Source organism: Sphingorhabdus contaminans, from assembly GCF_007280415.1.
Classification (GTDB): domain Bacteria; phylum Pseudomonadota; class Alphaproteobacteria; order Sphingomonadales; family Sphingomonadaceae; genus Sphingorhabdus_B; species Sphingorhabdus_B contaminans.
The window spans coordinates 494425-507053 of sequence record NZ_VKKU01000001.1 but is presented as its reverse complement, the minus strand read 5'-3'; the positions used below and the strand labels follow the sequence as shown (position 1 = coordinate 507053).

The 12629-nt window shown below is 59.9% G+C and carries 12 protein-coding genes; 7 read left to right on the top strand and 5 right to left on the bottom strand.

Translation table 11 applies throughout. The annotated features are described in order from the left end of the window. Positions 1–36: 36 nt before the first annotated feature. The 5 genes from FOM92_RS02565 to FOM92_RS02545 form a co-directional block, all read right to left on the bottom strand. Entirely contained in the window at positions 37–282 is a 246-nt protein-coding gene (locus FOM92_RS02565; protein WP_143775220.1) for a hypothetical protein, read from the bottom strand. A 108-nt stretch (positions 283–390) separates the two neighbouring features. Then, positions 391–813, bottom strand: coding sequence for a nucleoside-diphosphate kinase (ndk, locus tag FOM92_RS02560; protein WP_143775219.1), 423 nt, complete (start codon positions 811–813; stop codon positions 391–393). A gap of 98 nt (positions 814–911) precedes the next feature. Continuing rightward, a complete protein-coding gene (locus tag FOM92_RS02555; RefSeq protein WP_143775218.1) occupies positions 912–1427 on the bottom strand; it encodes a YgdI/YgdR family lipoprotein in 516 nt (171 codons plus the stop codon). Positions 1428–1466: 39 nt separating this feature from the next. After that, complete coding sequence (locus tag FOM92_RS02550) at positions 1467–1904, bottom strand: DNA polymerase III subunit chi (protein ID WP_143775217.1); 438 nt, start codon at positions 1902–1904, stop codon at positions 1467–1469. A gap of 12 nt (positions 1905–1916) precedes the next feature. Then, positions 1917–3374, bottom strand: a complete 1458-nt coding sequence (locus FOM92_RS02545) for a leucyl aminopeptidase (RefSeq protein WP_143775216.1) — start codon at positions 3372–3374, stop codon at positions 1917–1919. A 179-nt stretch (positions 3375–3553) separates the two neighbouring features. Here FOM92_RS02545 and FOM92_RS02540 point away from each other — a divergent pair, with 179 nt between their 5' ends. The 7 genes from FOM92_RS02540 to FOM92_RS02510 all read left to right on the top strand — a co-directional run bounded on the left by FOM92_RS02540 (position 3554) and on the right by FOM92_RS02510 (position 12629). Further along, the gene (locus tag FOM92_RS02540) at positions 3554–5785 is read left to right on the top strand and encodes an LPS-assembly protein LptD (RefSeq protein ID WP_143775215.1); all 2232 of its coding nucleotides are present in this window, start codon (positions 3554–3556) and stop codon (positions 5783–5785) included. Between the two features lie 102 nt (positions 5786–5887). Then, entirely contained in the window at positions 5888–7228 is a 1341-nt protein-coding gene (locus tag FOM92_RS02535; RefSeq protein WP_143775214.1) for a peptidylprolyl isomerase, read from the top strand. Beyond that, positions 7228–8241 (top strand): 4-hydroxythreonine-4-phosphate dehydrogenase PdxA, encoded by a 1014-nt coding sequence (gene pdxA, locus FOM92_RS02530; protein ID WP_143775213.1) that lies wholly within the window; start codon positions 7228–7230, stop codon positions 8239–8241. Before FOM92_RS02535 ends, pdxA begins: the two co-directional genes overlap by 1 nt. Next, entirely contained in the window at positions 8238–9062 is an 825-nt protein-coding gene (gene rsmA, locus FOM92_RS02525; protein WP_143775212.1) for a 16S rRNA (adenine(1518)-N(6)/adenine(1519)-N(6))-dimethyltransferase RsmA, read from the top strand. The genes pdxA and rsmA overlap by 4 nt, the downstream gene beginning before the upstream one ends. Positions 9063–9135: 73 nt before the next feature. Beyond that, positions 9136–10344 carry a hydrolase gene (locus FOM92_RS02520; RefSeq protein ID WP_143775211.1) on the top strand — a complete coding sequence of 403 codons (1209 nt, stop codon included), beginning with the start codon at positions 9136–9138 and terminating at the stop codon, positions 10342–10344. Next, complete coding sequence (locus tag FOM92_RS02515; protein ID WP_143775210.1) at positions 10341–11372, top strand: arginine N-succinyltransferase; 1032 nt, start codon at positions 10341–10343, stop codon at positions 11370–11372. Before FOM92_RS02520 ends, FOM92_RS02515 begins: the two co-directional genes overlap by 4 nt. 3 nt (positions 11373–11375) lie before the next feature. Next, complete coding sequence (locus FOM92_RS02510; RefSeq protein ID WP_143775209.1) at positions 11376–12629, top strand: N-succinylarginine dihydrolase; 1254 nt, start codon at positions 11376–11378, stop codon at positions 12627–12629.

Sequence of the window (12629 nt, the reverse complement as noted above, 5' to 3'; positions counted from 1 at the left end):
CCACCTCGTTGGTGAAGTGCGTTCTGTCATACTGCTTTAACCGATTTCCGTTTCATCCACCAAAGGCCTGCTTTCGCGGGTCCCCTTGTAGCGTGCATCGGGTTCGCTTTCGCCCGGTGATATGACGACATAGTCATCATGCACTTCCAATAAAGTGCCGACAAAAGGAAAGTCAGCAAGGCTACCTGTCACGCGGTAGCTGACCGTATCGCCAACCTTGAACGTTGCGGGGTCGAAGTTAAATGCAAAGGGGCAGTTTTCGCCCTCACCCATGCCGATCATATGTCTCTCCGTTTCCGGCGATACTTAGCGTCGTCCATTCGGCAAGCAAAGAAAAAGGGCCGCACATTTGCATGTGCAGCCCTTATTCAAATTCTTTTGTCGCGCGAATTAGCCGACAATTTCTTCCGGCTTGAAGAAATAGGCGATTTCGATCGCGGCATTTTCTTCGCTGTCCGAACCATGGACGGTGTTGGCTTCGATGCTTTCGGCCAGTTCCTTGCGGATCGTGCCGGGTTCGGCATTTGCAGGGTTGGTTGCGCCCATGATGTCGCGGTTGCGCTGCATGGCGTTTTCACCTTCCAGAACCTGGACGACGACTGGGCCGCTGGTCATGAATTCGACCAGTTCGCCAAAGAAGGGGCGTTCTTTGTGTACGGCGTAGAAGCCTTCGGCCTGTTCGCGGGTCATGTGGATACGCTTGGACGCAACAACACGCAGACCGGCGTCTTCCAGCATCTTGGTGACCGCACCGGTCAGGTTACGGCGGGTTGCGTCAGGCTTGATGATCGAAAAGGTGCGGGTAACCGCCATGGGAGAAACTCCTGATTATGATGTGTGAAAAACTGGCGCGCCTCTAGCCGCTGCGGCGCAGCATGGCAAGGGTTGTGATGGCTGTCCGGGGTCAGGACCTATTGCTTGGCCCCACCGATCAGAACTACTGCCGTTCCGCCCTCGTCGCTGGGTGTTGCGGTGACCACCAGCGAGCTGTCATTTGCGCCCTTTGCCGTAAAACTCGCCATATTTGCCGATGATGTTGCCTGCGATTCGATCTTCAACCCTCGCTTTTCCGCCTCTTTCTTGTAGAAATCGACCACTTTGGCCGGGGCATCCTTGGTCATCACGGTTGCCATACCACCTGCGGAACCTTCCTTCTCGCTGCCGCCCATGAACGCGCCTTTGACTTCGCCGCCCGGATAGACCGGCATGCCCAGCGGCAATCCCTCTTTCGCGGCGGCATCGCCGAAGGTGATTTTCCCTTCGCCATCCTTGCCCTCGAACGTGATGGTGCCGCTTTCGGAATTATTGTCGGCGTCCGATGTGATCTTGATTTCCTGACCATCGGCGGTGGTAACCGTGGTTGTTTCTTCCTTGCTTCCGCAAGCGGTCAGCGCCAGCAGCGCAGCAAATGGGATAAAGTGTCGCATGTCGTTCCTCCAGCAATAGAAGCGCGACCTATCACAAAATCAGGGGCCCTGCACCCATTTGCCGCCATCCTGTTTCCAGTAGCGGCGCTCGACATCGTCCCGATTGGCTAGCGCGCGCCAGGCGGTGCGGGCATTGTCTGTGTGGCTGGGGGGAAACAGATAGAAGACGCGTTCAAACTGCAGCGCCTCGTCCCGCCATTTGCCATCGGCAAGCGCGACAAAGCGGGCGCTGTTGGCAGCGTCCGGCGCAGGCGACAAAAGAATGGGCTGCAACGCATCGTCGCCCTCGCCCGCTTTGGCATGGGCGAGGAAGCTGTCCGGTCGGGCGTTCCACAAGGCGGCCGACAGCCGGTCCAGTTGATCCCCTTCGCCGCTGACGACAAGCAGCCGCCCGCCCCCGTCCAGCACGCGCTGGGCGAGGACGGGGATCACCTTTTCGGCAGGGTCGCGGGTCAGCTGGTAAAAGTCGACTTGCATCGCCTTTTGGCGTCAGCTTTCGAAGTTATCGGCCACAAAGCGGTCGAGCAGGCGCACGCCGAAACCGGTCGCACCCTTGTCCCAGACGGCACCGGGCTTGTCGGCCCAGACGGTCCCGGCAATATCGAGATGCGCCCACTTCACGCCTTCCTTGATAAAGCGCTGCAGGAACTGGGCCGCGGTGATCGAGCCTGCGCCCTTGCCGCCGATATTCTTCATATCGGCAATGGGGCTGTCGATCATCTTGTCATAGGCCTTGGACAACGGGAAGCGCCACAACTGGTCACCCGAAGCCTTGCCCGCAGCGTTCAGCTTGTCGGCAAGACCATCGTCGTTGGTGAACATGCCGGCATATTCACTGCCCAGCGAAACGATGATCGCGCCGGTCAGAGTCGCCAGATCGACGATATATTCGGGGTTAAAGGTTTCCTGCGTCCAGTGCAGGGCATCGCACAGAACCAGACGGCCTTCGGCATCGGTGTTGAGCACTTCGATCGTCTGCCCCGACATGGAGGTGACGATGTCGCCGGGACGCTGCGCATTGCCGTCGGGCATATTTTCGACAAGGCCGCAAATGCCGACGACATGGGCCTTGGCCTTGCGTCCGGCGAGCGCCTTCATCACGCCGGCAACGGCGCCTGCGCCGCCCATGTCCCACTTCATATCTTCCATGCCTGCGGCAGGCTTGATCGAAATGCCGCCGGTATCAAAGGTGACGCCCTTGCCGACAAAAGCCACGGGACGTTCCTGCGCGCCGCCGGTGCCGTCCCACTTCATCGCCAGCAGACGTGCCGGACGCCGCGATCCCTGTGCCACGCCGAGAAGCGCGCCCATGCCGAGTTCGGCCATCTGCTTGTCGTCCAGGATGGTGATTTCTACGCCGAGGTCCGCCAGATGCTTGCACCGTTCGACGAAGCTTTCGGGATAGATGATGTTGGCAGGCTCGGTGACCAGTTCCTTGGTCAGCGCAACACCGTCGGCAATCGCGGCATAGCGCGTCCACAGAGCTGCGGCCTCTGCCGGTGCGCCTGCGACGCTGAGTGCCTCGACCGAGGGCTTTGCCGTTTCGGCAAGCTTGGTGCGGTATTTATCCATGCGCCAGTTGCGCAAGGTCGCGCCATAGGCAGCCTCGGCAGCGGCCTGCGCCGAGAGGTTTTCGGCGTGGATGGCGATATGCTTGGCGCCCGAGGTCTGCACCTTGGCGATGATTTCACCGCCCGCCTTCTGGTAATCGCCCGCATCTCCGTCAGCAACGCCCAGCAGGACGATACGGACCAGCTTGCCGCCTTCGCTGGCGATCAGCAAAAAGCTTTGTCCGGCTTCACCCTTGAAGCGCGCCAGCTTTGCGGTGTCGTGCACCATCTGCGCATTTTCGAGGGGGAATGCGAATCCTTCAAAGCTGCTTTTCGTAACGATGAAAGCGAGCACATCGGCTTCGGCAGGACGTGTGGGGACAAATTCAATCTTCATGGAAATAGTCAGCCTTTCCGCTGGGCGTTGGTTATGGCCGCGCTCTATAGGCCCATTTGGCCTGTCACTTAAAGCAAAAGATAAGCACAGTTTGTCCGCTGTTAACCACATATACAGCCATCCGGCGCAAGATGGGTGGACCTGAGCTTAGAGCGGCTATAAAGGACGTGCCGGTTTTTATGATTATCCCCGCCCTACAGCCCTCCTCTTCCCGGCTTTTGCTGGCAGCTTTGCTGCTTGCAGGCGGCGCGTTGCCAGCCGCGGCGTTCGCGCAAGCCGCGCCTGCGCCGGTGGAGACCAAAGCGGCAGAGGACCAGATTGGCTTTGCAGCGGCTGTTGTCGAATATGACTCCAACACCGAAATCGTTACCGCCAAGGGCGACGTCGTGGTCAACCGCGACGGCTACACCCTGCGCGCCGATACGGTGGTGTGGAACCGCAACAGCGGCGAAGTGACGGCCGAGGGGAATATCCGGTCGGTCAGCCCGGAAGGCGATGTCGCCTATGGGGACAAGATTGTCGTCACCGACACGCTGAAGGACGGGATCGTCGAAAATCTCCTCGTCGTTCTGGCTGACGAAAGCCGCCTCGCCGCCAAAAGGGGCGCGCGCAAGGATGGTGTCTATTCGCTCGACTATGCCGCCTACACCGCGTGCAAGGTCGAAGGCCCCGATGGCTGCCCCAAAAAGCCGAGCTGGGAAGTGAAAGCGGTGAAGGTCGTTTATGACCCCGCGACCAAGCGCGTCAAATATCAGGGTGCGCGGATCGAGCTGTTCGGCCTGCCGATTGTGCCGCTCCCCTTTCTGTCGCACCCTGTCGATACCAAGGCGGGCAGCGGGTTTCTGGTGCCAAGCGTCGGCTTTTCGCGCAACAACGGACTGGAGATCGAGCAATCCTATTATTGGCGTATCGCACAGAACCGGGATTTGACAGGGTCCATCACGGCGTTTTCCGACGCAGCCCCGCTGGGCCAGGTCAAATTCCGCTCGCTGGAAAAAAGCGGCGCCTTCGAAATCGCGGCCTATGGCACCTATAGTAACCGTATCGACACCAGCGGTGCGGTCATCCCCACGGGCAGCAATGTGTTCCGCGGATATGTCGAGGGTGCAGGCCGGTTCCAGCTAAACCCCAACTGGTCCGTATCCGCTTCGGGCCGTTATGCGTCCGACCGGACATTCCTGCGCCGCTACGATATCAGCCGCGACGACCGCCTGCGGTCCACATTTGCGGCCGAGCGGATCGACGAGAACAGCTATTTCTCGCTTGCCGGCTGGGCCGTGCAGACCTTGCGGACCGGCGACAGGCAGGGGCTGGCACCCATCGCCCTGCCCGAGATTGATTACCGCCGCCGCCTCAATGATCCGCTCCTGGGCGGCACGATCCAGTTGCAGGCAAACAGCCTCGCCATCGGCCGCACTGCCGGACAGGATACGCAGCGCGCCTTCGGTTCCGTCAAATGGGATCTGCGCAAGATTACCGGCCTGGGCCAGGAAGTCACCTTTACCGCCCTCGCCCGTGGCGATGTTTACCACAGCGACGAAAATGCCAGCACGACCACCGTGATTTATCGCGGCAACAGCGGCTGGCAAAGCCGGGCCATTTTTGCAGGCGCCATGGACGTCAAATGGCCGTTCGTGGGCAAAGCCTTTGGCGGAACCCAGATTTTCACGCCCCGTATCCAGCTGGTCGCCGCACCTTCGGTCAGCAATTTGAAAATTCCGAACGAAGATTCGCGCGCTGTTGATCTGGAGGATAGCAACCTGTTCGCCCTCAACCGTTTCCCGGGCTACGACCGGTTTGAGGATGACTATCGCATCACCTACGGTTTCGACTGGACCTTACGGAAAACCAATTTCACCGCCGATATCAATATCGGACAAAGTTACCGTTTGTCGAACCGCCAGTCGATCTTCCCCGATGGCACCGGCCTTTCGGACAAGGCGTCGGATATTGTCGGACGCAGCGAATTCCGTTTCAAGGATTTCGTGAAGCTGACCCACCGTTTCCGGCTGGACAAGGACAATCTTGCGGTACGGCGCAACGAAATTGACGCGACCATCGGATCGCGCGGCACTTATGTCCAAGCCGGTTATCTGAAGCTCAACCGCAATATCGGTCCAACGGTCGAAGACCTTTCGGACCGTGAGGAAATCCGCCTTGCCGGACGTGTCCGTGTGGCGCGTTACTGGTCGGTTTTCGGGTCGACCATTATCGATCTGACCGACACGACCGAAGATCCCACCACCCTTTCCGACGGGTTTGACCCGATCCGCCATCGCCTCGGCGTGGCCTATGATGACGACTGCCTCTCGCTCAGCCTGACCTGGCGGCGCGATTACCAGCCGACGGGCGATGCACGCCGTGGCAACAGTTTCCTGTTCCGGCTGGCATTTCGTAATCTGGGTGTGTAAGGCCGACTGCACATGGGGGACAGAATGGTGGCTGCTCATCTGCGGTTCAGCAGTGCCGCACTATTTCCCGACCGAATTTGATTATATACTGGATTGTCATCAATGAAGTTTTCCAAGCGCTTTTCCATTGCGGCTTTGCTGGCAACTGCCACAGCATTGACACCTTCGATCGCGCAAACTGTTTCGGATGAAACATCGCCAGAAGCGCGTCTCGACATTCCCGATGGCCAGACCCTTTACGGCAAAAACGATCCCAACGTGCGCCGCGCCACCGCGCAGGTAAATGGCGAAATCATCACCGGTACCGATATTGACCACCGTCTCGCCCTGATCGTCGCTGCCAATAACAACCAGCTTCCCCCGGAAGAAGTTGCACGTTTCCGTGCCCAGATCCTGACCAACCTGATCGACGAAACACTTCAGATCCAGGAAGCAGCCGCGAATGAAATCGAAGTCACCGATGCCGAGGTGAACCAGTATTTCGACCGCGTCGCGCAACAGAATTTCAACCGTCCGGCGAGTGAAGTTGAAAAATATCTCGTTTCCATCGGTTCGTCGGTCGCCACGCTGAAGCGGCAGATCAAAGGCGAATTGTCGTGGAGCCGGCTGTTGTCGCGCAATGTGCGTCCTTCGGCCAATGTCAGCGACGATGAAGTCAACGCGATCATCGAACGTATCAAGGCGACCAAAGGCACCACCGAATATCGTATCGGTGAAATCTATTTGTCGGCCACACCCGAAACCATGCCTGCGGTGACCGAAAATGCCCGCAAGATCATGGACCAGTTGCGTCAGGGCGGCAATTTTGTCGCCTATGCCCGCCAGTTTTCGGAAGCATCGACCGCTTCGGTCGGCGGCGATCTTGGCTGGTTGTCGCTCGCCCAATTGCCGCCCTCGCTTGCGACCGCAGCGGCCAATATGCGGGCCAATGAAATCCAGGCCGTTCCCTCGCCGGGCGGCATTTCGATCCTGCTTCTGATTGATCGCCGCCAGGTGGCGACATCGGATCCACGCGATTCGGTTCTCAGCCTGAAGCAGATTGCGATCACCTTCCCCGCCGGCACGACCGAGGCGCAGGTTGCGCCGCTGGTGAAACGGTTCAGCGAAGAAACCAGCAAGATCAATGGCTGCGGTGCCGCCGATGAAATGGCACGCCAGTTAAATGCCGATGTGGTGAACCGCGACGGCATCAAGATCCGCGACCTGCCTGCCCCGTTGCAGCAGGTGATGCTCGATCTTCAGGTTGGCCAGTCGACACCGCCTTATGGGTCGCTGGAAGATGGCGTTCGCGTTTTTGTCATGTGCGGCCGCGACGCGCCGCAGGAAGCCGCTTCGGAATCCTTTGACGAGATCATGTCGCGTTTGGAAGAGGAACGGGTCAACAAACGTGCGCGAATCTACTTGCGCGACCTCCGCCGCGACGCAGTCATCGAATATAACTGATGCCGTCACGGCGACTTGACCTGCCGTTGGCGATTTCGGTCGGCGACCCGGCGGGCATAGGACCGGAAATCATCGGCAAGGCATGGGAAGCGCGGAACCGCGAAAAGCTGCCGCCGTTTTTCGCCATCGGCGATGTGGGCTGCTTTGCGCCGCATTGGAACGGCCCGGTCGTGAAGATCGACAACCCCGCCGACAGCTTTGCCCATTTTGATTCGGCGCTTCCGGTGATTGAGGTGCATAGCTGCATCTCCGTCAAACCGGGCGAGCCTGATCTGGATGGTGCGCATTGCGCCTATCAGGCATTGGAAATGGCCATAGGTTTCGCCCGCGCGGGCAGTGCCTCGGCCTTGGTCACAGGGCCAGTATCAAAAACCCAGCTTTATGCCGTCGGCTTCACCCATCCCGGACAGACCGAATTCATCGCCGAACGCTGTGGTGTATCCAAGAATAATGCGGTCATGATGCTTGCCGGCCCCGACCTGCGCGTCGTGCCGATGACGACACATATCCCGCTTGCGTCGGTCGCATCCAAACTGGATGGGCGCCTGATACGGCAGCGGCTGCGCGCCACAGCGAAAGGGCTGCAACGCAATTTCGGGATCGAAAAACCGCGCCTGGCGGTGGCCGGTTTCAATCCCCATGCAGGCGAATCGGGCAATATGGGCCGTGAGGAGATCGACATTTTCGGCCCTGCCATCGCGCAGATCCGCAGCGAAGGTTTTGATGTGGTTGGCCCCCTGTCGGCCGACACGATGTTCCATGCAGAGGCACGCTCACATTATGACGCCGCCCTGTGCGCCTATCACGATCAGGCACTGATTCCCCTGAAGACGTTATATTTCCACGATGCCGTCAACATCACATTGGGCCTGCCGGTGGTGCGTACATCCCCCGATCATGGCACAGCCTTTGGCATTGCGGGCCAGAATATAGCGATGCCCCATTCCATGATTGCAGCCATCAAGATGGCGGAAATGGCGGCGTTGAACCGCCAAGCTGCCGACGCGGCATGACCCGGCCTCTCCTGCCCCCGCTTCGGGATGTCATTGCCCGCCACGGCCTGTCCGCGAGCAAGGCGCTGGGTCAGAATTTCCTGTTCGACGAACAGCTCCTTGACCGCATTGCCGCCATCCCCGGGTCGCTCAAGGGACAGAATGTTTATGAAGTCGGCCCCGGTCCCGGCGGATTGACCCGCGCCCTGTTGCGCGCCGGTGCCAATGTGCTGGCCGTTGAGCGAGACCACCGGTGCTTGCCCGCGCTCGCCGAATTGGCGGAGGCTTTCCCCGGACAGTTGCGGGTAATTGAAGGCGATGCCCTGAAGATCGATCCGGCGAAGGAAATAGGCGGGCCATTCCATATCCTGTCCAACCTTCCCTATAATGTGGGCACTGCGCTTGCCGTCGGCTGGCTTGGCGGCGACACATGGCCGCCCGAATGGCTTTCGCTGACCCTGATGTTCCAGCGCGAGGTTGCAGACCGGATTGTCGCCCCTGCGGCAAGCGATGCATATGGACGGCTGGCCATATTGGCCCAGTGGCGATCCCATGCCAAAATCGCGATGCCCGTCCACCGATCGGCCTTTACCCCGCCGCCAAAGGTTATGTCCGCAGTTGTGCATATTACCCCCGGTGAGGCGCCCGAGGGTGTGAAGATGGCTGTACTCGAAAAACTGACTGCCGCTGCATTTGGACAGCGCCGCAAAATGCTGCGGCAAAGCCTGAAAGCTGTTCCCGGCGCACTGGATGCACTGGAACCAGCCGGAATAGCGGCAGACCGCCGTCCGGAAACGGTCACGATCCCCGAATGGTGTGCTCTCGCCCGGCAATTGGGATAATGTCGGCGTCCAAGGCGCATGTTGCATTTCGCTAGGGGTGGCGCTTCGCATTGCGCGCGGCTAAAGGCGATGGATGCAAAATCTGGCTTTCACCGAACGCGCTGCGCTTGAACGGATCACGCACGACCCGATGCTGTCCCAGGTGCAGCAATGGGCCGCCGTTAACAGCGGTTCCGGCAACCTTGCAGGGTTGAAAGCGACCGCCGACATGCTGGCCGACGCCTTTGCGATTCTTCCCGGAACCATCGAATTGCGCGAACCTGTTCCGGTTGAAAAGGTACGTGCCGACGGGGTCGTCGAAAATGTCGAACATGGCCGCCATCTGGTCGTCACTGTCCGTCCCGACGCCGCTGTACAGTTGCTCTTTACCGGCCATATGGACACCGTATTCCCCGCCGACCACAGCTTTCAGGAACAGCGCTGGCTTGAAGATGGCGTGTTGAACGGACCTGGCGTTGCCGACATGAAAGGTGGTATTGCCGTCATGCTGGCCGCCCTTGCCGCCGCAGAAACGGCGCCTGAATTTGCGAATGTCGGCTATCAGGTTATGATCAACAGCGATGAAGAAGTGGGATCACCCTCTTCAGCGCCGCTGATTGCCGCGCTTGCCAAGGGAAAGACCGCGGCACTCACCTACGAACCTGCCCTGCCCGACGGAACATTGGCGGGCGAACGTGGGGGCAGCGGGAATTTTTCCATCATCTTTACCGGCAAAAGCGCACATGCCGGACGCAATCCGCAAGATGGCCGGAATGCCCTGCTGGCGGCTGCCGACCTCGCGCTGCGGCTAAAGGCCCTCACCCGTCCCGGCCTAAACGTCAATCCGGCACGGATCGAAGGGGGCAGCCCCAATAATGTCGTGCCCGACCACGCCATACTGCGCGTCAATTTCCGGCCGATGACGCCGCAAATTGTCGAGGAAACTGATCAGGCCCTGCGCACCCTGATCGCTGATGTCGAGCGGGAGCATGATGTGCATGCCCATCTGCACGGCAGCTTTGGCCGCCCGCCCAAGCCCATTGATGCAGGGGCCGCAAAATTGTTCGATCTGGTCAAACAATGCGGGGCCGACCTCGGTCTCGCTATTGCCTGGAAAGCGAGCGGCGGTGTGTGCGACGGCAATAATATCGCCGCCTGCGGCATCCCCGTGATCGACACCATGGGCGTGCGCGGTGGGGCAATTCACAGTGCCGATGAATTTCTGATTACCGAAAGTCTGGTCGAGCGCGCGCGTCTGTCCGCCTTGACCATATTGCGTATCGCCAAAAAGGGAGCCTTATGACCTTCATTATCCGTCCGGCAAATATGGACGATTTGCAACCAATCTATGAAATGGCCAAACGGACCGGCGGCGGGTTCACCAACCTGCCGCCCGATCGCAAGGCGCTGACCGCAAAGCTGGAGCGTTCGGTTGCAGGTTTCAGCCGGACCGAGGACGGCGTCAGTGATGACCTTTATGTATTTGTCCTGCAAAATACCGCGACCGGCGAAGTGCGCGGGACCTGCCAGATTTTCGGCTATGTCGGGCAGAAATGGCCTTTTTACAGCTACCGTATCGGTGCATTGACCCAGCATAGCGAAGAACTGGGCCGGACATTCCGTGCCGACATTCTGAACCTGTCGACCGATCTGGAAGGAACCACCGAAGTGGGCGGCCTGTTCCTACATCCCGGCGAACGCGCGGGCGGCCTTGGCATGCTGATCGCGCGCAGCCGCTATCTGTTTATCCGCAACCACCGCGCGCGCTTTGCCGACCGGACAATCGCCGAACTGCGCGGGGTAATCGACGAGGCTGGCGGCTCGCCCTTCTGGGACGGCGTTGCGGGCCGCTTTTTTGGCATGAGCTTTCAGGAAGCGGACGAATTCAACGCAAAGTTCGGCAACCAGTTCATCGCCGACCTGATGCCGAAACATCCCGTCTATATCGCGATGCTTCCCGAAAATGCCAAATCGGTGATTGGCGTTCCCCATCCTTCGGGACGGGCGGCCATGCGGATGCTGGAAAATGAAGGATTTGCCTGGGAAAATTATGTCGACATCTTCGACGGTGGCCCGACCATGACCGCCCGCACCGATCAGATCCGCAGCGTGCGTGAGGCACGAGATGCAATCGTCGGCGAGATCAGCGACCGGCTGGGCGACCATAAGGAAGGCGAGAAGATGCTGGTCAGCAGCGGCCGCCTCGACAGATTTGCCGCGACCTATGGCTGGGTGCAGGAAGATGGCGACACGGTCATCCTTGATCCCGAAAGCGCAAAAGCGCTGAAGCTTTCGGCGGGTGAAACCGTCACATTTGTTCCAAGGTGGTAAGACATGGCATTCGCGGAAATCAACTTTGACGGCATCATTGGCCCCAGCCACAATTATGCGGGCCTCAGCCTTGGCAACATCGCCTCGGCCAATAATGCAGGCGCAGTATCGGAACCGCGTGCGGCGGCATTGCAGGGCGTTGAGAAAATGCGCGCAAATCTGCGGCTCGGCCTGCCGCAGGGCTTTTTCATGCCGCTCGACCGGCCGAACACCGCCTGGCTTTCAGGGCTGGCGACCGACATGGAAAGTGCAGAGCCGCATATCCGCGCGGCGGCCTTCTCCGCCTCGGCCATGTGGGCCGCCAATGCCGCGACGGTGTCGCCTGCGCCCGATACGGCCGATGGCAAATGCCATCTGTCGGCGGCGAACCTGCTGACCATGGCGCACCGCAGCCACGAATGGACCGGTACCCTTGCTCAGTTGCGCATCGCCTTTGCCGACGAAAGGCACTTCACCGTCCACGGCCCCGTGCCGCCACCCTATGGCGATGAAGGCGCAGCCAATTTCATGCGCCTCTGCCCATCGCATGGCGAGGCGGGTATCGAGATATTTGTCTATGGCAAGGCGGGCGGCCCCTTCCCCGCGCGGCAGCATGTGGAATCGTCAAAAGCCATCGCCCGCGCCCACCGGCTGGACCCGGCAAAGACGCTGTTCGTGCAGCAGTCGGAAACGGCCATTGCCGCAGGCGCCTTCCACAATGACGTCGTTGCCGTCGCGAATGAGCGCGTCCTGTTCACCCATGAACAGGCCTTTGAATATCCAAAAGAAACCTATGCCGATATCAAAAGGCTGATGCCCGAGGCGGAGATTGTGATTGTCCCTGCCGACCGCGTATCGCTCGCCGACGCGATCCAGAGCTATTTGTTCAATGCACAGCTTGTGACCCTGCCCGATGGTGGCATGGCGCTTATCCTTCCCAGTGAGGCGCAGGAAAACAGCCGGGTCTGGGGCTGGCTGAACGAAATGGTTGCGGGCAATGGCCCGATCCGCACGCTGATCCCCGTCGATGTGCGCCAATCCATGGCCAATGGAGGCGGCCCGGCATGTCTGCGTCTGCGCGTGGCATGCGACCCCGCCACGGTCGACCCGCGCTTCATGGCGGACGAGGCCAAACTGGACCGGATTGCCGGGATTATCGCCGCGCACTGGCCAGAGACGATCGCGCCTGCCCAACTGGGTGATCCGGCACTGGTTTCGACCGTCCGCAAGGCGCGCGAGGCGTTGCTCGATGCCTGCGGGCTGGCGGAACTGCGCTAG